23 protein-coding genes and 1 riboswitch are annotated in these 25,460 nt (G+C 36.5%); of the genes, 18 read left to right on the forward strand and 5 right to left on the reverse strand.

Annotated elements, in window-relative coordinates; all coding sequences use genetic code 11:
• Positions 1–12 precede the first annotated feature (12 nt).
• Positions 13–1,725 carry a single-stranded-DNA-specific exonuclease RecJ gene (gene recJ / locus FW768_RS17800; protein ID WP_153397701.1) on the reverse strand — a complete coding sequence of 571 codons (1,713 nt, stop codon included), beginning with the start codon at positions 1,723–1,725 and terminating at the stop codon, positions 13–15.
• A 107-nt stretch (positions 1,726–1,832) separates the two neighbouring features.
• Between recJ and FW768_RS17805 the strand changes: the two genes are divergently transcribed.
• Both FW768_RS17805 and FW768_RS17810 read left to right on the forward strand, forming a co-directional pair.
• Positions 1,833–2,645 (forward strand): M48 family metallopeptidase, encoded by an 813-nt coding sequence (locus tag FW768_RS17805; protein ID WP_153397703.1) that lies wholly within the window; start codon positions 1,833–1,835, stop codon positions 2,643–2,645.
• Positions 2,646–2,838: 193 nt separating this feature from the next.
• Positions 2,839–4,554 (forward strand): T9SS type A sorting domain-containing protein, encoded by a 1,716-nt coding sequence (locus FW768_RS17810; protein ID WP_153397705.1) that lies wholly within the window; start codon positions 2,839–2,841, stop codon positions 4,552–4,554.
• 71 nt (positions 4,555–4,625) lie between these two features.
• Here the strand turns inward: FW768_RS17810 and FW768_RS17815 are convergent, their stop codons facing one another.
• On the reverse strand, positions 4,626–6,248 hold the full coding sequence (locus FW768_RS17815) for an ABC-F family ATP-binding cassette domain-containing protein (protein ID WP_153397707.1): 1,623 nt from the start codon (positions 6,246–6,248) through the stop codon (positions 4,626–4,628).
• A gap of 121 nt (positions 6,249–6,369) precedes the next feature.
• On the opposite strand from FW768_RS17815, the gene smpB reads away from it, so the two are divergent.
• The 6 genes from smpB to FW768_RS17845 all read left to right on the forward strand — a co-directional run bounded on the left by smpB (position 6,370) and on the right by FW768_RS17845 (position 11,943).
• The gene (smpB, locus tag FW768_RS17820) at positions 6,370–6,828 is read left to right on the forward strand and encodes an SsrA-binding protein SmpB (RefSeq protein ID WP_153399965.1); all 459 of its coding nucleotides are present in this window, start codon (positions 6,370–6,372) and stop codon (positions 6,826–6,828) included.
• Positions 6,829–6,905: 77 nt separating this feature from the next.
• On the forward strand, positions 6,906–8,399 hold the full coding sequence (locus FW768_RS17825; RefSeq protein WP_153397709.1) for an OmpA family protein: 1,494 nt from the start codon (positions 6,906–6,908) through the stop codon (positions 8,397–8,399).
• 94 nt (positions 8,400–8,493) lie between these two features.
• The gene (locus FW768_RS17830) at positions 8,494–9,234 is read left to right on the forward strand and encodes a YebC/PmpR family DNA-binding transcriptional regulator (protein ID WP_153397711.1); all 741 of its coding nucleotides are present in this window, start codon (positions 8,494–8,496) and stop codon (positions 9,232–9,234) included.
• Positions 9,235–9,373: 139 nt separating this feature from the next.
• Positions 9,374–10,198, forward strand: a complete 825-nt coding sequence (locus FW768_RS17835) for a UDP-2,3-diacylglucosamine diphosphatase (protein WP_153397712.1) — start codon at positions 9,374–9,376, stop codon at positions 10,196–10,198.
• A complete protein-coding gene (locus tag FW768_RS17840) occupies positions 10,199–11,176 on the forward strand; it encodes a glycosyltransferase family protein (RefSeq protein ID WP_153397714.1) in 978 nt (325 codons plus the stop codon).
• Positions 11,177–11,337: 161 nt separating this feature from the next.
• Positions 11,338–11,943, forward strand: a complete 606-nt coding sequence (locus tag FW768_RS17845) for a TetR/AcrR family transcriptional regulator (protein WP_153397716.1) — start codon at positions 11,338–11,340, stop codon at positions 11,941–11,943.
• A 37-nt stretch (positions 11,944–11,980) separates the two neighbouring features.
• Here the strand turns inward: FW768_RS17845 and FW768_RS17850 are convergent, their stop codons facing one another.
• Both FW768_RS17850 and FW768_RS17855 read right to left on the reverse strand, forming a co-directional pair.
• Positions 11,981–12,271: a GNAT family N-acetyltransferase gene (locus FW768_RS17850; RefSeq protein ID WP_153397718.1), complete on the reverse strand. Its 291-nt coding sequence runs from the start codon at positions 12,269–12,271 to the stop codon at positions 11,981–11,983.
• Positions 12,272–12,375: 104 nt separating this feature from the next.
• Complete coding sequence (locus FW768_RS17855) at positions 12,376–13,125, reverse strand: RDD family protein (protein WP_153397720.1); 750 nt, start codon at positions 13,123–13,125, stop codon at positions 12,376–12,378.
• A gap of 28 nt (positions 13,126–13,153) precedes the next feature.
• On the opposite strand from FW768_RS17855, the gene FW768_RS17860 reads away from it, so the two are divergent.
• The 9 genes from FW768_RS17860 (at position 13,154) to FW768_RS17900 (ending at position 21,470) form a co-directional block, all read left to right on the forward strand.
• A complete protein-coding gene (locus FW768_RS17860) occupies positions 13,154–14,137 on the forward strand; it encodes a stage II sporulation protein M (RefSeq protein ID WP_153397722.1) in 984 nt (327 codons plus the stop codon).
• Positions 14,121–15,086, forward strand: coding sequence for a DUF4013 domain-containing protein (locus FW768_RS17865; protein WP_153397724.1), 966 nt, complete (start codon positions 14,121–14,123; stop codon positions 15,084–15,086). The genes FW768_RS17860 and FW768_RS17865 overlap by 17 nt, the downstream gene beginning before the upstream one ends.
• Positions 15,079–15,879, forward strand: a complete 801-nt coding sequence (locus tag FW768_RS17870; protein ID WP_153397725.1) for a DUF4129 domain-containing protein — start codon at positions 15,079–15,081, stop codon at positions 15,877–15,879. The genes FW768_RS17865 and FW768_RS17870 overlap by 8 nt, the downstream gene beginning before the upstream one ends.
• 15 nt (positions 15,880–15,894) lie before the next feature.
• Positions 15,895–17,052, forward strand: a complete 1,158-nt coding sequence (locus FW768_RS17875) for a DUF4350 domain-containing protein (protein ID WP_153397727.1) — start codon at positions 15,895–15,897, stop codon at positions 17,050–17,052.
• Between the two features lie 120 nt (positions 17,053–17,172).
• Entirely contained in the window at positions 17,173–18,204 is a 1,032-nt protein-coding gene (locus FW768_RS17880) for an AAA family ATPase (protein WP_153397729.1), read from the forward strand.
• Positions 18,205–18,246: 42 nt separating this feature from the next.
• Positions 18,247–19,569, forward strand: coding sequence for a DUF58 domain-containing protein (locus FW768_RS17885; RefSeq protein ID WP_153397731.1), 1,323 nt, complete (start codon positions 18,247–18,249; stop codon positions 19,567–19,569).
• Positions 19,570–19,614: 45 nt separating this feature from the next.
• Complete coding sequence (locus tag FW768_RS17890) at positions 19,615–20,034, forward strand: OsmC family protein (RefSeq protein WP_153397733.1); 420 nt, start codon at positions 19,615–19,617, stop codon at positions 20,032–20,034.
• Positions 20,035–20,112: 78 nt separating this feature from the next.
• Positions 20,113–20,640, forward strand: a complete 528-nt coding sequence (locus FW768_RS17895) for a helix-turn-helix domain-containing protein (RefSeq protein ID WP_153392342.1) — start codon at positions 20,113–20,115, stop codon at positions 20,638–20,640.
• The gene (locus FW768_RS17900) at positions 20,628–21,470 is read left to right on the forward strand and encodes an IS3 family transposase (RefSeq protein ID WP_153392340.1); all 843 of its coding nucleotides are present in this window, start codon (positions 20,628–20,630) and stop codon (positions 21,468–21,470) included. The genes FW768_RS17895 and FW768_RS17900 overlap by 13 nt, the downstream gene beginning before the upstream one ends.
• A 75-nt stretch (positions 21,471–21,545) precedes the next feature.
• Here the strand turns inward: FW768_RS17900 and FW768_RS17905 are convergent, their stop codons facing one another.
• On the reverse strand, positions 21,546–24,161 hold the full coding sequence (locus tag FW768_RS17905) for an MGH1-like glycoside hydrolase domain-containing protein (protein WP_153397735.1): 2,616 nt from the start codon (positions 24,159–24,161) through the stop codon (positions 21,546–21,548).
• A 190-nt stretch (positions 24,162–24,351) separates the two neighbouring features.
• Positions 24,352–24,459, forward strand: a riboswitch (SAM riboswitch).
• A gap of 58 nt (positions 24,460–24,517) precedes the next feature.
• Between FW768_RS17905 and FW768_RS17910 the strand changes: the two genes are divergently transcribed.
• Positions 24,518–25,456: an alpha/beta fold hydrolase gene (locus FW768_RS17910; protein WP_153397737.1), complete on the forward strand. Its 939-nt coding sequence runs from the start codon at positions 24,518–24,520 to the stop codon at positions 25,454–25,456.
• The last annotated feature ends 4 nt before the right edge of the window (positions 25,457–25,460 follow it).

Here is a 25,460-nt window from a genome sequence, read left to right on the forward strand (position 1 = left end):
AGTCCCTATCTCTCAATCCCTGAATTTGACATCTTTTATGTTGAGATAATGAGTAACATTTCCTTTCCAGTGATTTTCCTCCAACGTAAATGCCAGATCAAAGTTTCTGGTTTTAAAATCTTCAGCAAACTGCCCGAGTTTAAAGCCTACACATTCTATATTTCTTCCCGTAGCTTCCTGCTTGATATAGAATTTAAGGTGATTGTTGTCTTTACCCATCGTTTTCACATAACCGGAAAGTTTTTGGTTGGTCAGTGTAAAGATAGGTTTCATATTGTGAGGTCCGAAAGGAGCCAGTTTTCTATGAAAATTGATAAAATCCCTGTTGATTTCATCAACTTTAATTTCAGTATCTATTGAGATAGAAGGTTCTTTCTGATGGTCCTGAATTTTTTCCGAAACAATACGTTCAAATTTTTCTTTAAATGCATCAAATTTTTCTTTCTCCATGGAAAGTCCGGCAGCAGCATGATGTCCTCCGAATTTCAGGAAATATTCAGAACACATATCAAGAGCTTCGTGAACGTCAAAGTCTGAAACAGATCTTGCAGAGGCCACCATTTCTCCGTTATTTCCGTCTGTAAATACCAATGTTGGTTTATAATAGGTTTCAATCAGTCTTGAAGCTACAATTCCAATCACGCCTTTATTCCATTCAGGATGATAAACAATGGTGGTGTGTTTTGTTTCCTGCTGGGATTCAATAATCTGGTTAAGAGCGGAAAGTGTGGAATTCATGTCCAGTTCACGCCTTTCATCGTTGAGGTTCATGATGTCGCTCACAATCTGGTTAGCATGTTTCAGATTATCAGAGACCATAAGTTCCACAGCGGCTTTACCATGAGAAATTCTTCCTGCCGCATTAATTTTAGGGGCAATTTCAAAAACAATATTTGAAATTTCAAAATGCGAAAGTTTATCTTCAGGAATTAATAATCTTAATCCCATATTTCTGGTTTTTCTTAGAATCTTTAATCCCATTTTGGCAAGCACTCTGTTCTCACCGGTCATAGAAACAATATCTGCGGCAATAGAAATCGCCAGCAAATCGGTAAGCTCGAATAATTCAGCTTCCGGAATTTTATAAATAGTATTCAGACCCTGGCATAGTTTAAAACCTACACCGCATCCTGAAAGCTCTTTGAAGGGATACCGGCAGTCACTTCTCTTCGGATCCAAAACAGCCACAGCGTTCGGAATTTCCTCTCCGGGAAGGTGGTGGTCACAGATAATGAAGTCAATTCCAAGACCTTTGGCATATTTCACCATATCAATGGCTTTGATACCACAGTCTAAAGCAATAATCAGTGAAAAGCCATTTTCTTTAGCAAAATCAATACCTTCGGTAGAAATTCCATACCCTTCAGAATTCCTGTCGGGAATATAATAATCCAGGTATTTTTTCTCAACAATTTTGCTGAGGTAAAGGTACATCAGGGCTACAGCTGTAGTTCCGTCTACATCATAATCTCCGTATACCAGTATTTTTTCTCCGTTTTCAATGGCATTGGCAATACGCTCTACAGCTTTTTGCATATCGGCCATTAAAAAAGGATTGTGAATATCGTTAAGGTTGGGTTTGAAAAATTCTCTGGCCTTTTGATAATTGTCAATTCCTCTTAGAACGAGAAGTTTAGATTCAAAAGTACCAAAACCAAGTGACGAACTTAGTCTGTCCACAACTTCCTCATCGGGTTCAGGCTTATAAATCCATTTTTGACTCATTTCACAAAACTAAGGAAAAAAAATAGCATTCTGAAATGATTGTAAATGAAGTTTTGTCTTCAGGGTTGTTAAAAAATATCTATCTTCGCAGTCCAAATTAAATGATTATGAAAAAAATTACAATCTGCCTTATGATTTTAGGGGCAATGCATTCGGTCTCAGCACAGAAAATCAATCTTGGGAAAGCAGCGGGAATCGTTTCCAAAGGAGCAAAAGCACTTACTTTTACTAATGAAGATGCTGTTAAACTTTCAAAGGAGTCTGTAGAATGGATGGACAAAAACAATCCTGTTGCAGGTCCTAAAGACCCTTACACCGTTCGATTGAACAAGCTTTTCGGAAAGCACAAATCACAGGACGGACTTAATCTGAATTATAAAGTTTATAAAGTGAAAGATATCAACGCGTTCGCTTGTGCAGACGGGAGTGTGCGTGTGTTCTCTTCTTTAATGGATATTATGACAGATGATGAGATCCTTGCGGTGATTGGTCACGAGATCGGTCACGTAAAGAATCAGGATACTAAAGATGCTATAAAAGCTGCCTATATGAAAGCTGCAGCATTGGATGCCGCTTCATCTGCTTCAGGTGCGGTAGCCACACTAAATGACAGCCAGATAGGACAAATGGCTAATGCGTTTCTTGATGCTTCTCACAGCAAAAAGCAGGAATCAGAAGCCGATACGTACTCTTATGACTTTATGAAAGCTAATAACTATAATGTTGTGGGGGCCTATTCTGCATTTAAAAAACTGGCACTTCTTTCAGAAGGAAGCACACAGAGCGGTTTTGAGAAAATGTTTAATTCTCACCCAGATAGTGAAAAAAGAGCCCAGGCGATCAAGAAAAGAGCAGAAAAAGACGGGTTGTGGAAAGATCCGGGAACTGTATCCATTCCTAAAACAAAACTGACTAAATAATTTATTTAACTAATAAATAAAAAATACCCTCAATACCTTTAGAGGGTATTTTTATAATGGTAACCAGGATATTTTTTTACGAATTCCTAATATACCATAGACTAACACTTACTGAAGTAACGATGATACTTATTATTTAGGATAATGGGTATTGATCGGAATATCTAAGTTAGTTGAAATTAAAAACATAAAAATGAAAACAAAATTATTATTTCTTATTTTCCTGGTGGTTGCACTAGGAACCAGAGCTCAGGTTGTACATATTCCTGATGCCAATTTTAAAGCAAAGTTATTAACTTCTTCTCCGACTAACTCAATTGCTAAGAATCTGTCCGGAAATTATTTTTCCATAGATGCTAACCATGATGGAGAAATCCAGGTAAGTGAGGCACTGCAGGTAGGAGAGATAGAGATTATTGATCCGTATACAGATATTCCCATTCATGACTATGACGGAATTTTATCATTTACTAACCTCAAGAGTATAAAAATAGATTATTGGAACGTACCCAGTAATTCTTTTACCATTTCGGGTCTCAATTCTTTACAAAACTTGGATGTTGAATTCGAAAATTATGACCCTGGAAACCTCATTCTGAGCGACTGTATGCTGCTGAAAAATGTGAGAATTTATGGGATTACTCTCACTGCACTCAATAATACTCCGGTTATTGAAAATCTATCGGTCAACGGTTTCTCCATGCCTTCATCGACCATGAACTCTATTGAAGGTCTAAGTAATTTGAAGCACTTGGAACTAATAGATTTTATAGATTTAATATCAGGTTTAACATTAGATTTGAGCGGTCATGATAATTTATTGAGCTTGTCAATTATAAATACCAGTTTAGCGAATGTTGATGTCTCCGGATGTGAATTGCTGCATACGATAACGTTAAATTCGGCAGATCCATTACAGTTTAATTATAATCCTACTATAAACATTAATTCCAGTAACTGTCCTAATTTAGTAAACTATTTTGTGGGACAGGGCTCACCTATTTCTGCTCATATTATTTCAGATAATTGCCCGGGACTGATTCATTTTATTTCTAATTATGGAGAAGTGTCATTATCACTAAATAGCTGTGTAAATTTAGAAACAATAGATGTTCGGAATCTGATTAGTCTTTCAGTACATAACGATATAAAACTGAATACAATTAAGGCCCTTCGGTTTCGGGATACTGCTTTAGACTTATCAGACAGTGGTTTACAAAGCCTAAAACATCTTGAAATTAGTTATGTTTCACCTTTTTTTCCAAGTACCAATGATCCGGGTAATCTAACATCTCTAAATTTACAGGGAATTGCAAGTTTAGAAGAATTACGCTGTGCTAATCATCAGATATCCAATCTAAATATTCAAGGCTGTACAAATTTACTTACCCTGGATTGCAGCAGAAATAAACTTACCAGTCTGGATTTAAGAGGGCAGACCGATTTTCAGGAATTATATTGTGGCAATAATTTACTTACTTCATTGTTGATAAAAAATGGGAAGAATGAAATAACAGATTTTTCCGATAATCCCAACCTGCAGTATATATGCTGTGATGACAGTCAGGTAGCAAATGTACAATCTCTTGTTGATGAATATGCTTATACCAATTGTGTAATCAACACGAATTGTGATGCCGTTTTAGCTAATGATGAAAATGTATCCAGAGCAGCGAATGATGATGCTGTCAGAATATATCCAATTCCTGTAAAAAGAGAAATGGTAATAGAAGCTTTTTCTACTATTCATTCAATAGAACTATATGATGCACAGGGAAGAATTATTCAGAAACAAATCAATAATTCTAAAAATGTAAAGATGAATATTGAAAGTAACCCTTCTGGAGTGTACTATTTAAAAATCAATACAGAAAAAGGAAGTTGGATTAAAAAGATTCTTAAAAACTAAGGTCTATATATATTAAAAAGCCCCTTTCAGGTCCTGAAAGGGGCTTTTAGTATGTATCTGAATGTATTATTTTAAGAATACATTTTTTCTCTTAATTCTTTTACTTTCTTGTCTGAAAGATATTCGTCGTAAGTCATTTCTCTGTCGATGATTCCTGAAGGAGTCAGTTCAATGATTCTGTTACAGACTGTCTGAAGCATTTCGTGGTCATGAGACGCTAGAAGAATGTTTCCTTTAAAGTTAGACAAAGAGTTGTTCAACGTTGTAATACTTTCAAGGTCTAAGTGGTTGGTAGGTTCATCAAGAAGAAGGATGTTCGCTTTCTGAAGCATCATTCTACTGAACATACATCTCATTTTTTCACCTCCGGAAAGAACTTTACATGATTTCAGAGCCTCATCACCGGAGAAAAGCATTCTTCCTAAGAAACCTCTTACAAATTCCTCGTGACGCTCTTCATCGTTTTTGGTGAATTGTCTTAACCAGTCAACTAAACTAAGGTCTTCCTGGAAGAAATTAGTATTGTCCAAAGGCATGTGAGACTGATTAGTTGTTACTCCCCATGCTACAGCTCCTTTATCAGCTTCAACGTTTCCAGCCAGAATTTCGAAAAACTCGGTGATTGCTAATGAGTTTTTAGAAAGAACAGCAACCTTATCTCCTTTTTTAAGGTTCAGGTCAATATTAGAGAACAGAAGCTCTCCGTCTTTTGTTTTTTCAAGACCTTTTACATCTAAGATCTGATCTCCTGCTTCTCTTTCCATCTCGAAAATAATAGCAGGATATCTTCTTGAAGAAGGTTTAATATCATCAATGTTCAGCTTGTCAATCATTTTCTTTCTTGCAGTAGCCTGTTTTGCTTTTGCAACGTTGGAACTGAATCTGGCAATGAAATCCTGAAGTTCTTTTTTCTTTTCTTCCGCTTTTTTGTTAGCCTGAGCTCTTTGTCTTGTTGCTAATTGAGAAGCCTGATACCAGAAAGAGTAGTTACCCGTATAAAGGTTAAGCTTAGCATAATCTAAGTCACCAATGTGCGTACAAACCGTATCTAAGAAGTGACGGTCGTGAGATACTACAATTACTGTGTTTTCATAGTCAGCAAGGAAATCTTCTAACCATGAAATCGTATCGATATCCAAGTCATTCGTAGGCTCATCCAGGATCAGTACATCAGGGTTTCCGAAAAGGGCTTGTGCCAAAAGAACTTTTACTTTGTCTTTATTTTCAAGTTCGCTCATCATCTGCCAGTGCATATCATCTTTGATTCCCACATTGGAAAGCATGGTCTGTGCATCAGATTCAGCCGTCCATCCGCCCATTTCATCATAGACTACACCTAATTCCCCAGCTTTGATACCGTCTTCATCAGAGAAGTCTTCTTTAGCATACAAAGCGTCCATCTCTTCTTTTATCTCAAATAATTTCTTATTTCCTCTCAAAACAGCCTCAAGAACAGTATATTGATCATAAGCAAAGTGATCCTGCTCAAGTACAGACATTCTTTTCCCTGGTTCCAGAGATACATGTCCTGTTGTAGGATCCTGCTTTCCTGTTAATATTTTAAGGAATGTAGACTTTCCTGCTCCGTTTGCTCCGATAATCCCGTAGCAGTTTCCTTTGGTAAACATAATATTTACCTCGTCAAAAAGAACTCTTTTCCCGAATTGTAAAGATAAGTTAGATACTGTTAACATATAGTTTTGTAAATTTGGCGCAAAAATACAAAAAGAATTTGGGTATTTTGTAATAATATAATAGTCAAGTTTTTAATTATGAGGTATTTTTTATATATTTCATTAACGAAATTTTAAAATGATGAAGATTGAAAAAACAGTCAATATATTAAATAGAAGAGCCCGCTTTGAATATGAAATTCTTGAAGAATTTGAAGCAGGCATGGTTTTGACGGGTACCGAAATAAAATCTTTACGTTCTTCCAAAGCATCTATCACAGAATCCTTCTGTCAGTTTATTGATGGGGAATTGTACATCATCAACATGATGATTGATGAGTATAAATTGGGCACTTTTTACAATCATAAGACAAAAAGGGAACGGAAATTGCTGTTGCACAAAAAAGAATTACTTAAGCTTGAAAAAAAGTTAAAGGATGCCGGGAACACAATTATACCTTTGAAATTATATATCACAGATAAAGGGAAAGCAAAGGTGCTGATAGCGCTTGGCAGAGGGAAAAAACTCTTTGATAAAAGGGAAGCGATAAAAGATAGAGAAAATAAACGAAACCTGGACAGAATATTAAAGAAAAGTTAAAAATCATTTAAAAAACTTTGTATATAAAGAAAAATTATATTTATTTTGCATTATCAATTATTTAATCATTTAATTCTATGAAAAATCTAAAATTAGGAATTTCAGCATTGGCGCTTACTGTTGCCTCTACTGTCTTTGCTCAGACTACCAACAATCCGTGGTTAATCGGAGTTGGTGCTCATGGAGAGAACCACAAGGCAGTACAGAACAAATTCGGTAATACGTTCGCTGCTAATAATCTAACGAAGAGAATGTTCAATTTGAACAATTTCTCTATTACACCTCCATTATCTAAATTAACAGTTGCTAGAAACATCGGTAAAGGTTTAGTTATTGACTGGCAGACTACCGTAGGTAATGTAGACAATAAGAGATTCGGCATGGGGAAAGAATTTTTCCTAATGACAGGTCTTGGTTTCCAAGCTAAGGCAGCTGGTCTTTTATGGAATGAAGAGTCTTGGTTTGACCCATACTTAAGAGTTGGTGCAAACTACTTAAGACATGACTATACTTCACTTACATTCCCAAGAAACGACTACAAAGGAGAATCTGTTTCTAACGGAGATGGTGGTAACGAAAACGGTAAAGCAAACCACTTTACAGTTGCTACAGGTGCTGGTGTTAACTTCTGGGTAACTAAGAACTTCGGTCTTGGTGTTCAGGGAGATTACGTGTCAACTCCAGGTGATAAATCTACAGTTGCTAACTTCTGGCAAGCTTCCGCATCTATCTTATTCAGATTCGGAAACAGAGACAGAGATAAAGATGGTATCCTAGATAAAGATGACCTTTGTCCAGATACTCCAGGTTTACCAGAATTCCAGGGATGTCCTGATACAGATGGTGACGGAGTTCCAGATAAAGACGATCAGTGTCCAGAAGTAGCTGGTCCGGTTGAAAACAACGGTTGTCCTTGGCCAGATACAGATGGTGACGGTGTTATCGACAAAGATGATGCTTGTCCTTCAGTAGCAGGTCCTGCTGAAAACAGTGGTTGTCCTTGGCCAGATCAGGATAATGACGGTATCTTAGATAAAGATGACGCTTGTCCTACAGTACCTGGTGTTCCAGAATACAACGGATGTCCTCCTCCACCGAAAAAACCAGACGTAACAGTTGTTAACGAGACATTGAAAGATATCTTGTTCGACTTCAACAAAGCTACGATCAGACCAGAATCTAGCGGTAAGTTAGATACAGCTGCTAAGATCATTAAAGATGCAGAAGAAACTAACTTCTTAGTAGTTGGTATGACTGATAAGAAAGGTTCTGCTTCTTACAACTTGAACCTATCTAAGCAAAGAGCTGCTGCTGTAGTTGCTGCTTTAGAATCTAGAGGAATCAACCCTAACACACTTAAGTCTGTAGGTATCGGTTCTCAAGAAGCTGTTGAGCCTGCTACTGCATCTGATGCTGTAAGACAGAAAGACAGAAAAGTTATCGTAAGAGCTATCTCTGGTGCTGACTGGGAAACTTACAAGAAAAATGACATTACTGTAGCTAAGCCAGTTAAAAAGGCTGTTAAAAAAGCTCCAGCTAAGAAAAAAGCTCCGGCTAAAAAGAAAAAATAATTAATTTTTCTAAATAATAAATACCTCCAATTTTTTGGGGGTATTTTTTTTTTGTTCACTTTTAATTAATTTTGTTGAAAATTTAAAAATAAAAATGGGAAGAGCATTTGAATATAGAAAAGCTTCTAAAATGGCCAGATGGGATAAAATGGCTAAAACATTCTCTAAAATAGGAAAAGATATTGCCCTGGCTGTAAAGGCGGGAGGATCAGACCCTGAGGCAAATCCGGCTTTAAGAAGATGCATCCAGAATGCAAAAGGTGCCAACATGCCGAAAGATAATGTGGAAAGAGCAATCAAAAAGGCAAGCGGTGCTGATGCAGAAAGCTATGAAGAGATCACATACGAAGGATACGGGCAAGGAGGTGTAGCATTTTTCGTAGAATGTACTACAAATAATCCAACAAGAACCGTAGCGAACGTAAGAGCTGTTTTTAATAAGTTTGACGGAAATCTTGGTAAGAATGGCGAATTGGCATTTATTTTCGACAGAAAAGGTATTTTTACCATTGATCTGGCTCAGATTAAAATGGATTGGGATGATTTTGAAATGGAAATGATTGACGGTGGAGCAGAAGATGTTGAAAAGGATGAAGAAGAAGTAATGATTACAACAGCTTTCGAGGATTTTGGTTCCCTGTCTCACAAATTAGACGAATTGGGGATTGAAGCAAAGAGCGCGGAACTTCAGAGAATTCCTAATAATACAAAAGAGGTTAATGCAGACCAGTTCAAAGCCAATATGAAAATGCTGGAGCGTTTTGAGGAGGATGATGATGTACAGAACGTGTATCATAATATGGAAATTACAGAAGAGCTGATGGACTCATTGTAAAAAATAATATAGCATTCATATACAGTTAACTTTCAATTAGTTTCTTTGTATAAAATTATGAAACGTCTGCTCTGTTTCTATTCAATAAGAATATGAAGACGTTCCATCCGGCCAAATTAAAAAAGCTGAAAATATACGGATGAAAAGAAACGTAGAATTAGTTGTTATATCGGATGTTCATTTGGGAACTTATGGATGTAAGGCTAAAGAATTGTTGAGGTATCTTAATTCTATCCAGCCTAAAACTTTAGTTTTAAATGGGGATATTATTGATATCTGGCAGTTCAAAAAGTCTTACTTCCCTAAACCTCATTTGAAAGTGATCAGGAAGATCCTTTCATTGGCTACTAAAAACACAGATGTTTATTATATCACAGGAAATCATGATGAAATGTTCCGTAAGTTTACCGATTTTGAATTGGGGAACCTTAAGGTCTGCAATAAGATTTGCCTGAATATGGACAAAAAAAAGACCTGGATTTTTCATGGAGATGTTTTCGATGCTTCCGTTCAGCATTCCAAGTGGATTGCCAAACTTGGCGGCAAAGGATACGATCTTTTGATCATGGTCAACAATGCCGTTAATTGGTTTCTGGAGAAAATGGGCAGAGAAAAATATTCATTTTCAAAAAAAATCAAAAATAACGTGAAAAAAGCGGTAAAATACATCGGAGATTTCGAGTTGACTGCTTCTGAACTGGCTATTGATAATCATTATGACTATGTGATATGTGGCCACATTCATCAGCCTCAGATACGCGAAGTGATCACTAAAAAAGGATCCTGTACCTATTTGAATTCCGGAGACTGGATCGAAAATTTATCCGCACTGGAATATGATAATAAAGAATGGAAGATTTTTTATTATGATGAGAATAAACATCTGCTTAAAGATGACGAGGCTGAAGAAATCCCGGATATGGATAGTTCTGAGCTTCTGAAAATAGTAACCAATTTTACCTAGATGAAAATTCTGTATGCATTTCAGGGAACCGGAAACGGACATATGGCCAGAGCACAGGAGATTATTCCTATTCTCAAAAAATATGCTTCGGTGGATACTTTAATCAGTGGCCACCAATCACAGTTAAAGGCAGGCTTTGATATTAACTTCCAACATCAAGGGATTTCCCTTCTCTATAACAAAACCGGCGGATTATCCTACCGTAAAACATTTACTGAAAATCATTTCTTAAAAGCAGTAAAAACAATCAGGGAACTTGAACTTTCGCAGTACGATCTTATTATTAATGATTACGAACCTCTAACAGGCTGGGCTTGTAAAATGAGGAAGCTTCCGATGATTGAACTTAGCCACCAGGCTTCCATGAGCTTTTCGGAAACACCCAAACCCCAAAAGAGAGATTTTTTAGGAGAACTGATTTTGAAGTACTATGTTCCCAGTGAAAAGAAAATAGGTTTTCATTTTGAGAGGTATCACCCTCAAATCAAAAAACCGGTAATCAGGAACAAGATCAGAAATTTAAATCCTGAAAAAAAAGGATATTATCTGGTTTATCTTCCCAGTTTTGCAGACGAAAATATTATTAAAGTCTTAAAGCAGATTCCGGTAGAGTGGAAGGTATTTTCAAAATACAGCAAAGCCCAGGTTAAAGTAAAAAATGTTGAAGTTTTCCCTATTGACGAAGTGCAGTATCTGAAATATTTTGAAAGCTGTGAGGGGATTTTATGCAATGCAGGCTTCGAAACTCCTGCGGAAGCACTTTTTATGGATAAAAAGCTGTTTGTTATTCCTATTCACAATCAATACGAGCAAGAATGCAATGCGGCTGCTCTGGATCTCATGGGAATCCCGAATTCTAAAGTGCTGAATTTTCAGGAAATTATGAAATGGGTGGCTTCAGATCATCACTTAAAAGTAAGTTATCCTGATGATATTGAAGAAATCCTCGTGAATGAAGTGCTGACTTTTAAAAAATAGCACAAAATGTTATTCTCAATTATTCTTATTTGTGTTTAAATAAAAAATATCATTACCTATTATATTACTATTTCTTTAATATTAATTTGAAAAGTTTAGTATGTTTTATCAATTTTCATTTAAATAAATAAAAAAATGCAAATTGCAGATAAAACGAAGGGATGAGAAAAATTAAAAAAACTAGAAAAGAGGTAGAGGGGCCTATTAGAAATAAGGAAGTAACAAAAGGCAAGCTGATTAACGCTCTTGGAGAGATTATAAAAGAAGAAGGGTTTTCATCTGTTAATCTTGTGAAGATTGCAAAGATTGCAGGCTGCGATAAAAAGCTGATTTATGAATATTTCGGAGACTTAAATGGATTGGCAGAAGAGTATTTTAAAAAACGCAATTTCTGGGGAAAACTATTCAGCCAAAATAATCATACAAAGACCAATACGTCCTGTCGATTTCTGGAAAAACAATTTGAATGTTTGATGAATGACGGAGAAATGCGTGGAGTTATTGCCTGGGAATTGAGTAAAGAACTTCCGATACTGAAAGATCAGTCTCAGAAAAGGGAAAAGCAGATCGAAAAAGTGGTTGGAAATAAAGAAGGAAACTTCAGAGCAATAGAAGCCATTTTAATGGGCGGTATCTATTATCTCACCATACATTCTCATACGAACGAAAGTACTTTTCGGGGAATTGATCTTAAGCAGCAAGAAGGGCAGCAGGAAATTATGGCTGCTGTTAAACAAATTCTTGATTGGGCCCATAAAGAAAATTAATTCATCCTTTTCTTTTGTGTAATTTATAGAAACCTCTTTAGTTCTTTAAGAATATATCTTCCACATCGCTCATCCTCATCATAACAGATCTTGCATAAGAACAATGAGGATAGACATTCCATTTATTTTCTCTGGCAAATTTTATAGCTTCCTCTACAAGATATTTTCCCATACCTCTGCCTTCAAATTCCGGATGAACCAGTACAAAAGAAATAATAAGTTTATTTTCTTCAGGAAAAATGGTATAGGTAAGTCTTCCCACCTCTTTTATCTCATTGTTCAGGGTAAGAAGACCTCCGTTGCCCGATCTGTTGTTTTCAAATGTCATAATCTAAACTTTGTGATTAAAAATACAAAAAATACGCCGTTTGTAAAATGATGAATGATAGATAATATGAATAACTGATCCAATATTAATTAACCATTCACCTGCTAATTGTCCTTCCCTGTATAATAGTTATAATCTTTAATGACCACGCTGATGAACTGTCTTTCAGTCATTTTAGCTGGATCTATCTCGAGTTTTAGAATGCTTTTAATCTTATCGGAAAGCTTGCTGATAATCTGCCGGTCATCCACTTTGAGCGCTTTGGTATAATTGTCTTTGATGATCCTCATATCATTGTCGGTTAAAGCAATAACCTGCGGAAACGAAGGAACATAATCCTGATGGATATTTTCTAAGATGGTATGAGAAATAGTAATATTGTTTTTTAAAGAAATTACAGCTGTACCGGAAGCGATGTCGCCCAATCGTTGGTTATTTTTAGAAACAATCATAGAGATTACCCCTATTGATCCTACAAATGAGGTGTCAATCAATCTGAAAACCCACCGGATCATATAATCACCAAAGCTGGCCTGGTATCCGTCAATCTTTACCACTCTGATTTTCATGAGTTTTTTACCGGGAGTCTGTCCTTCCATCAGACTTTCTAAAACAACCGGATAAATATAAACCGGAAAGGTGATCACAATATAAACCGCCATAACAGACCATTGGTCAAGTCCTCTCAAAAGATATCCCAGATCCAGAATATTAAAGAAAAGGTAGAATACAAAAATAACGTAGGCTACCTTGATCAGCAGATCAATGATAAATGCAAGCATTCTTTCCCCAACACTGGCAATATTGAAATTAATATTTACATTTTGTGAGGTATTTATCGCAATTTGAGACATAATTTTTATTATTTTAGCCTATACAATTATGAGAGAGGTTTATTTCATTAAACAAAATAAAGAAAAATGGTTGGGAATTGAACAGGTTATTCAAGGGAAAATTAAAAAAAATCCGGATGACCTGTCTTCGTTGTATATCAACCTGATCAATGATCTTTCTTTTGCACAGACTTATTATCCCAAAAGCAATACAACCGTTTATCTGAATCATCTGTCTTCTCAGATATTCCAAAAAATTTATAAAACCAAAAGAGTAGAGGAAAACCGGCTGGTTTATTTTTTCAAAACAGAAGTTCCTTTGCTGGTTTATCAATACAGGAGGTATCTGATGTATGCTTTTCTGTTTTTTATCTTCTTTACCTCTATAGGAGTACTTTCTGCAGTCTATGATAAAGACTTTGCCAATATTATTCTTGGAGAAAGTTATGTGAATGAAACCATAGAAAATATTAAAAAAGGAAATGCTGTAGGAGTATATCAAAGCGGATCTACGTGGGGAAGTACTATCGGAATTATTTTTAATAACATTGGAGTAGGGGCAAAATTATATATTTACGGAATCACCGGAGGGGTAGGAACTCTATTCGCTCTTCTTTCCAATAGTGTAATGCTGGGATCATTTCAGTATTTTTTCTATGATTACGGAGCGTTGAAAGATAGCGCAAGAGGAATCTGGCTTCACGGGGTTTTTGAGATCTTTGCCATGGTGGTGGAAGCCATGTGCGGGCTGATTCTTGGAGCAAGTATTCTTTTTCCGAGAACATTTTCAAGATTCAATTCTTTTAAAAGAGGTTTTCAAGATTCATTTAAAATATTTCTGAGTACCGTTCCATTTACAATCTGTGCCGGAATTATAGAAGGTTATGTAACGAGACACGCTTTAAAAATGCCACTGGCAATGAATCTTGTTATCATTTTCAGTTCACTGGCTATTATAGGATTTTACTATTTTGTATATCCTTCAATAGTGCATAAACAAACTAATAATCAGATCAATGATACAGTTTTATAAAAAAAGAGAATTTGGAAGTTTTATCAGTGACAGCTTTAATTTTTTCAAGCTGTATGGTAAGAATTATTTCAAGAATTATTTTCTGATCAATGGATTGCTGCTGATTTTGGCAGTTGCTGTCATTATTTTTGGATTCAGAGAAATCTTCGGACAGATAATGGGTTCCAATCTAAGTGGAGAAACGTATTATTTTGAAAGATATTTTGCAGAAAATTCAGGAATGCTGATTGTTGCAGGAGTATTAGTATTTCTTCTTTTTGCTCTATTGGCCGTTATCAATTATCTGTTTCCCGTCTTTTATATGAAAAGAATTGCAGAAGGTGCCCAAAAGGTAAAAACAGATGAGATTTTAGGAGATTTTAAAAGAAATGCAGGCCGGATCTTTAAGATGTGTATTGGCATGACCTTTATTGTATTACCGGTGCTGATGATTGTAATGGGCTTTTCTTATGTATTGCTGATTATTTTTATCGGGCTTTTCCTGATATTACTTGTTTATCCCACTGCATTCAATGTAACCTCATTCCTGATGTATGATTACTTTAATGCTGATAGAGGCTTTTTAGAGAGCTTGAGCTATTCCGTAAGAGCGCAATTTTCTTATCCGAATGGAAATGAGAAATCACCTTACTGGAAATATTGGGGAGCAACATTGATCATGTTTATCATTATGTATGCTGTAATGATAATATTTACCTTTGTACCTGTCTTTTTTCTGTATGGATCATTACTTACCACTGCTCCGGACGGAAACTTTGAAGAAAACCCTTTTGCAGACGGGTTCATAGGAATTCTTGTCTTTGTATTATATGGATTATCAACACTTCTTTCTCTTTTTCTTTCGAACCTGATGTATGTAAATGCAGGTTTGATGTATTACGACAGCAGAACAGATCTTCATCAGAAAGTTGAACTGGCAGAAATAGATACAATTGGTCTCAATGAATAAACTGCTTATTTTTTTATTACTCTTTTTCTCCATAGGTTCCGTTTACGCACAGGATGATGACGGATCAGCAACTGTGGTGGAAGAATATATGGGAGACTCTGTTGATACAGGACATTACCATAATATGCTGCGTGCGGATTCCGTCCTGATCCTGAAGCCGGTTTCAGAAAATACAGTCTACGCAAAAAAGTTCAAAGAAAATATTCCGTCGAGATATAAAGGAAACGAATTTGATTATTCCGTATCTAAACCACGGGAGTCTTTCTTTCAGAAACTGATGAGGAAAATAGGTAAAATCCTTGAGAGCATATTTGGGGAAACTGTTTTTAGTAAATCAGCTAAAGCTACTGATATTTTTATCCGGCTGTTTGCCATTATTCTTGTAGGATTTCTGCTTTATTTTATCATTAAATATCTGATGGGGAAAGAAGGGAATTTCTTCTTTGGCAGAAAAAATAAAAAGTTAGATATTGAGGCCGAAGAGCTTTATGAAAATATCCATGAGATTAACTTTCCCGAAAGTATTGCCCACTTTGAAAGAGAAAGAGACTACCGTTCAGCGGTTCGTTACCAGTTTTTACTGACCCTCAAGAAATTAAGCGATAAAAAGCTGATCAACTGGAATCCCGAAAAAACAAATAAAGATTATACAGCCGAACTAAAAGCCCTTCATCTGAAAGCCGAATTTTCCGAACTCTCTTACATCTTTGATAATGTCTGGTATGGAGAATTCAATATCGATGAACGGAGCTATCTGAAATTTAAAGATCAATACCAGGCATTTAAACCGTAACTAAACGAATTAATCATGAACAAAACCTTCAAAATATATGCTGTCATATTCATCATTGTGATGATTATTCTGGCATTGCTTGAAGTCAATAAAAAAGAAACAACAGACTGGCGGAAAAATTTTGATATCAATGAAAAATCTCCATTCGGACTGTTTGTTTTTAATAATGAGGCTAAAGATTTATTTAAAGGAAAACTGAAAAAGATTGATCAGACACCTTATGACTATTACAACAGCCATAAAGGAAAAGCTCACAATATTGTGGTCATCGAACATGAGATTGATAAAGAATCATGGAATAAAATTCTGGATCAGGTCTCAAAAGGATCTGATGCAATGCTGATTGTAAGCCGTATGCCTAAAGAGATTTCGGATAGTATAGGGTACTACGACTCCGATATTTCTTTCGCAGAAGAAAATGTACTGAAGTTAACGGACAAAAAATACCAGAATGATTTCATTCACTTAGATAAATTCCCGTCGGGAAGAGGATTCTCATATATCAAGCCCCAGATAGAAATTCTGGGAAAAACTGTTGAAAAAGAGAATACAGATCAGGTCAATTTTATAAAAACCAAATTTGGAAAAGGAACCATTTATGTGCATTGTGAACCATTATTTCTTACCAATTACTATCTTTTAAAACCAGGAAATAGCAAATATGCACAGGATGTCTTTTCATATCTTCAGGATAAAGAAACGCTTTGGTTTGTAGATGGAAATACAAAAGTATCACGCTTCTTCATGAGAGTTGTTTTATCCAATCCTGCTCTTAAATATGCATGGTGGGTATTTTTGGGAGGATTGGTATTGTTTATTTTTTTCAACGCAAAAAGAAAACAGCGGATAGTACCTGTGATGGAGCCATTGAGAAATACTTCCGTAGATTTTGTGAAAAGCATAGGGAATCTCTATCTTCAGGAAGGAGACTTTCATGATATGATGGCCAAAAAATCCCAGTATTTTCTGAATAAAGTAAGAATGGACTTACTGATAGATACCCAAAATCTGGATATGGAATTTGCCAAGAAACTGCAATTGAAAACTGGAAAAAGCATAGAAATGATTGAGGAGGCAATCACTCTTATCCGAAAATCACAGGACCCATACGCCAGTGTAATGAAAGAAGATCTTGCAAGGATGAATAAACTCCTTGATGAAATATTGAAATAATAAAATGGATTAATAATGTATGACAGTTTTAATCATTGCTGAATTAGAAAAAAGTCCCAACGGGATGATTTAACCCAGGATAGAACGCAGTCCTATCATCTGTCATAAAAAATATAAAATATGGAAAATTTTGATAACGAAAACATAGAAAATAAAAGCTCTATCAATCTTAATAAAAGCGAAGACCAGTTTCAGTCCAGGATAGACATGATTGAGCTGCGTGCAAGCATTGATAAAGTAAAAGCTGAAATCGGTAAAGTCATTGTAGGGCAGGAAAACATGATTGAACACCTTTTGGCTGCACTTTTATCCAACGGGCACGTACTGATAGAAGGCGTGCCGGGAGTAGCAAAGACCATCACGGCAAAATTATTGGCAAGGACCATAGATGTAGGCTTCAGCAGAATTCAGTTTACTCCGGATCTGATGCCTTCCGATATTTTGGGAACTTCAGTTTTCAGCGTAAAGAACTCTGAATTTGAATTTAAAAAAGGACCCATCTTCTCCAACTTTATATTAATTGACGAGATCAACCGTTCTCCGGCGAAAACTCAGGCTGCATTATTTGAGGTAATGGAAGAAAGACAGATCACAATGGATGGAACCCGCTACATCATGGATGAACCTTTCCTTGTTGTTGCTACCCAAAACCCGATTGAACATGAAGGAACCTACAGGCTTCCTGAAGCCCAATTGGACCGTTTCCTCTTCAAAATCAATGTTGGCTATCCTAACCTGGAGCAGGAGATTGCCATCATTAAGAACCAGCACGAAAGCAAAAAAGAAGATAAAACGGAAGGTGTTAACCGTGTAATTACCGCTGAACAGCTGAAAAATTACCAGCATCTCGTAAAAGAGATTATTGTAGAAGCCCAACTGATGGAATATATTGCTAAAATCATCATCAATACCAGAGAAAACCAGTTCCTGTATCTTGGTGCCTCTCCGAGAGCTTCTCTTGCTTTGCTTACCGCCTCAAAAGCCTTTGCCGCATTAAGAGGAAGAGATTTTGTAACCCCGGAAGATATTAAAGAAGCAAGTTATGCTGTACTGAGACACAGAGTGATCGTTTCTCCGGAAAGAGAAATGGAAGGCCTTACTGCAGATGAAATTATCCGTCAGATTTTAGAAGGAATAGAAATACCTAGATAGGGATCATTTAAAATCTAAAACCTGCAGCCTACAACCTAATTAATGAAAAACCTATACATCAATACACGATTTTTCTTTGCGCTCATTGGAGTGGGGATCCTGTATGTCCTGGCATTTTTCTTTCCGTTTATGATGATCATTGGCCATATTGCACTGGTAGTCTGCTTCCTTGCGGTCATGGTAGATTATCTGTTGTTGTTTAATCAGAAAAATGGTCTGCAGGCACAAAGAATACTTCCGGAAAAATTATCAAACGGGGATGAAAACTTCATCAAAATTGATATTAAAAACAACTATGGTTTTAAGATCACAACCAAAATCATTGACGAAATTCCTTTTCAGTTTCAGAAAAGAGACTTTTTAATTCTGAAAACAATCGATTCCGGAAGAAACACTTATTTCCAATACAGCCTGGAACCTAAAGAAAGAGGAGAATATCATTTTGGAAGCCTGAATGTGTATGTTTCTTCACCTTTAGGATTGGCCGCTAAAAGATTTAATTTCCAGAAAGATGCTATGCTGCCTTCTTATCCATCTTTTGTACATCTCAGAAAATATGAACTGATGGCGTTACAAAGTGAATTTATGCTGGGAGGTATCAAAAAAATCAGAAAACTGGGGCACACCATGGAATTTGAGCAGATCAAAGAATATGTTCCCGGGGATGATATCAGAACCATCAACTGGAAAGCCACCTCCAAAACAAACAGACTAATGGTTAATCAGTTTCAGGATGAGAAATCACAGCGGATCTTTATACTGATTGATAAAGGAAGAACAATGAAAATGCCTTTCAACGGATTAAGTCTGCTTGATTATTCTATCAATGCTGCAATGGCATTATCTCATATTATTCTGAAGAAAGGAGACCGTGCCGGGATGATGACCTTTTCAAAAAAAACGGAAAATAAAGTGGCTGCAGAAAATAAATCAGGACAGTTAAGAAAAATCTCCGAAGCGCTTTATAACATCAAAACAGATTTTTTTGAAAGCGACTTCAACCGTCTTTACCAGGATGTAAAATATTCTCTGAACCAGAGAAGTCTTGTACTGCTTTTCACCAATTTTGAAACATTGGACGGACTGAACCGCCAGTTGAAATATCTCCGAGGAATTGCAAAAAATCACTTGTTGGTTGTTGTCTTCTTCAAAAACTCAGAGCTGCAGACCCTAATCCATAAAAATCCTGAAAGTATGCAGGAGATCTATGATGAGGTAATTGCTGAAAAATTTGAATTTGAAAAAAAACTGATCATCCAGGAATTACGGAAATATGGAATCTATACCGTATATACCCTTCCTGAAAATTTAAATATTGACGTTATCAATAAATACCTGGAGATAAAAGCGAGAGGAATTTTATAACTTTGCAACAAGCAACAAGCAACAAGCAACAAGCAACAAGCAACAATGAAAATAACACTCAACAGAATAAACGACGACTTTCTATTTGAATGCACCAACTCCCAGGGAAATTCTATCCTTCTGGACAATACTTCACAACCCGGAGCCAAAGGAGTTTCTCCAATGGAAAGCGTTTTGATGGCTGTGGCAGGATGCAGTGGTATTGATGTGGTATCTATCCTGAAAAAACAGCGTCAGGAAATCACAGGATTTCAGGCCGAAGTAGAAGGAGAAAGAGTTCCCGTAGAAGATGCGAAACCATTCAAAGCAATTAAAGTAAAATTTCTTTTGGAAGGAAATATAGATCCTAAAAAAGCTTTAAAAGCAGCACAACTGTCCTTTGAAAAATACTGTTCCGTATCAAAAACTCTGGAGCCGAATGTAGAAATCGGATATGAGGTTTTTGTGAACGGAGAAAAAATATAATCTAATATTCTAAATACAGAAAAGCCGGACAATTGGACTGCCCCCAAAAAGTTAGACACTTTTTAGGGGCATTTTTTTATGTATAGAAAAGAAAAATTTAGCGTTGCTTTCAAATTAGAATGTATTAATCTTCACAAAAACTCTTATCGTTCGATTGAATCTATAGCAACAGAGAAAGGATTTAATGAAAGCAATCTGCGCAAATGGATTGGTTTTTATAACAAGTACGTAATCTCGGGGCTACAACCGAGAAAAAACAAGAGCTATTCCCTGAATTTTAAGGTTAAAGTTCTAAAAGCCATCGAAACAGAACATATCTCCCAAAGGGAAGCATGTATCCGATTCGATATCGCAGCTCAGTCTAGCGTGTTGAATTGGCAAAGGGATTACGAAAAAAGTGGTATTTTAGGGTTAAAGAACAAACCCAAAGGAAGACCCTGCATTATGAGTGATCACAAGCGTAAGAAAAGAAAGTCCGATAAGCCATTGACCAGAGAAGAAGAACTTTTATTGGAAAACGAAAGGCTTCGAGCTGAAATTGATTTTCTAAAAAAGTTAGACGCCTTAACTCTCAAAAAGAACAAGCAGAGGCCATCGAAGGATTAAGGCGAAAATATGACCTGTCACTCCTGCTGGATTGTACAGGTATGGCCAGAAGCAGTTTCTATTACCATCAGAAAGCTCTTGATAAAAAAGATAAATATGGAGAAGTAAAAACTTTGATAAAACAGATTTATCATAGGCATAAAGGCCGGTTTGGATACCGTCGTATTACTTTGATTATGAAACAGCAAGGAATTGTAATTAATCATAAAACGGTCTTAAGACTGATGAAGACCCTAGGATTGAAAAGTATCGTTAGGGTTAAAAAATACAGATCTTACCGGGGAGAGCAAGGCAGGATAGCACCAAATATTCTGGAGAGGAACTTTAAGGCAGATCAGCCAAACAGAAAATGGGCCACTGATGTGACAGAATTTAACGTCTCGGGCAGTAAATTGTATCTTTCGCCGATAATTGATCTTTACAATGGCGAGATTATCAGTTACGATCTCTCGGAAAGGCCTGCCTTTGCACAGGTTGTAAATATGCTCAAAAAAGGGCTCAGAAAAATCAAGAATACTGAAAACCTCATTATCCACTCTGATCAAGGCTGGCAATATCAGATGAAAGCCTATCAGCATCTGTTAAAAGAAAAAGGCATTATCCAAAGTATGTCCCGCAAAGGAAACTGCCTGGATAATGCGGTAATAGAAAACTTCTTTGGAACTTTAAAATCTGAAATGTTCTATACTAAGAAATTTAAAACCATTGATGAGCTCAAAAAAGAAATAAAGAAGTATATCAATTACTACAATAACGACAGGATAAGACTTAATCTAAAAGGAAAGAGTCCGGTACAGTACCGAACTCTTTCATATAATAATATTGTTTAATTTTGTCTAAACTTTTGGGTGCAGTCTATCTATCCGGCTTTTTTTTATTCCTCATCACCTATTCCTGATTACCCATTAAAAAGTAAGTCTTGGCTTAAGCAGTTTAGCCACCGTGGCAGTCCACCCCGTTTGATGAGAGGCGCCCACACCCCGTCCGTTATCTCCGTGGAAATATTCAAAAAAGGTAATATAGTCTTTAAAATGTTCATCATAATTGAACTTGGCGTTTCCGCCATTGAAAGCACGCTGTCCGTTTTCGTCCTTTAAGAATATAGAACAGAGTCTGTGGCTGATATTTTGTGCCACTTCATCCAGATTCCTCTTATCGCCGCTTCCGGTAGGAAGTTCCACTTTTAAGCTGTTTCCATAATAAAAATGAAAACGCTGTAAACTTTCCACAATCAGGAAGTTGATAGGGAACCAGATTGGTCCTCTCCAATTACTGTTGCCACCAAACATTCGGCTGTCACTTTCTGCCGGAGTATAATACACCACATTTTCAGACCCATGAACAGAAAATACAAACGGATTTTCCTCATAGACTTTAGACATAGCTCTGATTCCATAGGTACTTAGAAACTCTTTCTCATCAAGCATTCTGGTTAAAACTTTTGTCAGTCTGTTCTTGCGCAGAATACTCATCAGATGCTTTCTGCCGTGTCCTTCCTCATCCCAGTGCGAAACCAGTTTGGTGAGTTCCGGTTTGTTTTTTAAGATCCATTCCATTCTGCTTCGGAAATTAGGCATCTTTTCTAACAGTCTGTGATCAACAATCTCCACCGCAAACAAAGGAATCAATCCTACAATACTTCTTAATCGTAATGAAACACTTTCCCCGTTACCAAGCTGAAGCACATCATAGAAAAAGCCGTCTTCCTCATTCCACAGGCCTTCCTTGCCATCACCAAGGTTCTCCATAGCTTCTGCGATATACAAGTAATGTTCAAAAAACTTGATCGCCATATCCTCATAAACTTGATAATATTGGGCAAGTTCCATAGCAATCCGCATCATATTCAGGGCGTACATGGCCATCCAGCTTGTTCCGTCAGCCTGTTCAAGATGCTGCCCGTCTTTCAGTTCCATATTTCTGTCGAATGCTCCAATGTTATCCAATCCTAAGAAGCCGCCGCCAAAAATATTATTACCGCTTTTATCCTTCCGGTTTACCCACCAGGTAAAATTAAGAAGCAGCTTTTGGAATACCTTTTCAAGAAATAAAAGATCGGGTTTGCCATTCTGTTTTTCATCAATTTTAAAAACCCTGAAACAAGACCATGCATGTACCGGAGGATTTACATCACTCATATTCCATTCATAGGCAGGAAGCTGTCCGTTCGGATGCATATACCATTCTTTCGTAAGCAGAAGAAGCTGTCCTTTTGCAAATTCAGCGTCAATAATAGAAAACGGAACACAGTGAAAAGCCAGGTCCCAGGTTGCATACCACGGATATTCCCATTTATCAGGCATTGAAATAATATCCTTATTGTGAAGGTGGTTCCACTCCGTGTTCCTCACATAATCATTGAAGTTTCTGGGTGCATCAAAATTGGGATCACCTTTCAGCCATTTGCCGATATTGTAATGATAAAACTGTTTATTCCATAAAAGCCCTGCAAAAGCCTGTCTCTGAACATTTCTTTCATCTTCATCGGTTGTGTCACTCTGAACTTCGTTATAAAAATCATTCGTTTCGCCGATTCTGGTATTGAAGATTTCATCAAACTGTTCAAAAGGCTCATCCGTTTCCTCAGGACATAATCTGAAATCAAAAATTTTAGATTGTCCCGCTCCGATGATCTCATCAATCAAAAAAGAAGCTTTAGTTCCTCTTTTTTCCGGATTTACAGTAGCACTTCCATAGATAACAAAATCATTGATGCCATCTTTGAAATAGGAGTTTTCAGCATGAGGAGTACCATACAGTTTGGAATTGTTGGTTTCATTATTACAGAAAACACTCTGTACATCCGCATTTCTTGAATAAAGCTTTTTGATCGAAATGCTATCATGGGCAATATCAATACTTCCATCATGAGAAGCATGCACCTGCCCTTTATAGGTATTATAACCCCATTTCCAGTTATTTCTGAACCAGACTGTAGGCATTACAACAATCGGGGCATCATGCTGGCTTCTGTTACAAACCGTTACCCTCGCAAGAATATTGTTGTGATCGGCTTTACAGTATTCAATGAAAATATCAAAATACTCATCATTATTGAAGATTCCCGTATCAAAAATTTCATATTCCGGTTCCTTTTTGCTGCGTCTTCCGTTTTCAGCAACAAGTTCATCATATGGAAACGCATTGATAGGATACTTATACACCATCTTCATATAACTGTGAGTAGGTGTATTGTCCAGATAATAAAAAATTTCTTTAATATCCTCTCCGTGATTCCCCTGAGGATTGCTCAGTCCGAAAAAACGTTCCTTAACAATCTTATCTTTCTTATTCCAGAATGAAAAAGCAAAACAGAAAAGCTGCTTTACATCAGAGATTCCTGCAATCCCTTCCTCTCCCCATCGGTACGCATAGCTTTCGGCATTGTCGTGGTTGGTAAAGTTCCAGGCATTTCCGTTCGGACTGTAGTCTTCACGTACATTTCCCCATTGCCGGTTACTCACATAAGGCCCCCAGTTTTTCCATTGTATATTTTGTAATCTTTCCTTTTCAACAGTCATATCTCATCATTTTTTTCAATACGAAGGTAGTTTTTTTGAAAAGTAATTCCAATTTTTTTCGTCTGAACAATCCTTAACATATCCTTGAAACTCTTCTCTTTACAGGCTTTTTTAATATTAAATAAAATTTTTTGAAATATTTAAAAGAAAAGAACTACCTTTGCACCATTCGTTCATTCAAATATTGAAAATGTTATCAAGAAAGGTTGAGGGATTAGACCCTATGAAACCTTAGCAACCCTTTGTGCAAGCAAAGAAGGTGCTACGTTCTACCAGAATTATTTTGGACAGATAACTTACTGAAGTTCTTTTCAGCCATTTCCTGTGGCATTTTCAATTGTATTAAAATAATAGAATTGAAAACAGAACTAAACTATATTAATCTTTCGTATCATACACATTCCCAAAAGGAATATCATATCCCGTTGACCTACCAGATCTTCGGGAAAGACCTGTTTACAGCCCCAATTATTCTCATCAATCATGCCCTTACCGGAAATTCAAATGTGTCCGGTGAAAAAGGCTGGTGGAAGCAGCTGGTAGGAGAAAATCAGGTTGTTGATACCAATAAATACACTGTTCTGTGCTTCAATATTCCCGGAAACGGATATGATGATTTTTTAATTGAAGACTATGAAGACTTCACCCCATCAGATATAGCCAATATATTCCTGAAAGGGTTGGAGGCTTTACATATCAAAAACCTATACGCCATTATCGGAGGCTCCCTTGGAGGAGGAATTGCCTGGGAAATGCTTACCAAGCAGCCTGAACTGGCGGAAATATTCATTCCTATAGCCTGTGATTACAGAACTCATGATTGGCTGCATGCACAATGTCTGGTTCAAAAATTCTTACTGAATAGTCAGGATGAGCCTTTACAGAAAGCAAGAATTCATGCCATGTTGTGCTACAGAACTCCGCAGTCATTAAACAATAGATTTCAAAACCAGTATAATCAGGAGAAACAATGTTTACAATCAGAAGACTGGTTAATATATCACGGCAATGCTCTAAACGAAAGATTTAGTTTAAAAGCGTACAGGCTGATGAATCATTTACTGATGAATATTAATGCTGATGATACAGCACTGGATAAGATACAGGCACGAATGCACATGATCTCCGTAGATACAGACTTATTCTTTCCTGCTTCCGAAATTCGGACGTGTTTTGAAAACTTAAAAGAAAAAAAAGAGAATATTTCTTATCACGAGATCCAATCTATACACGGGCATGATGCCTTCCTAATGGAATATCAACAATTAAACAATATCATAAAAAACATTTTATAGAGAA

This window comes from Chryseobacterium vaccae (assembly GCF_009602705.1).
Taxonomy (GTDB): Bacteria; Bacteroidota; Bacteroidia; order Flavobacteriales; family Weeksellaceae; genus Chryseobacterium; species Chryseobacterium vaccae.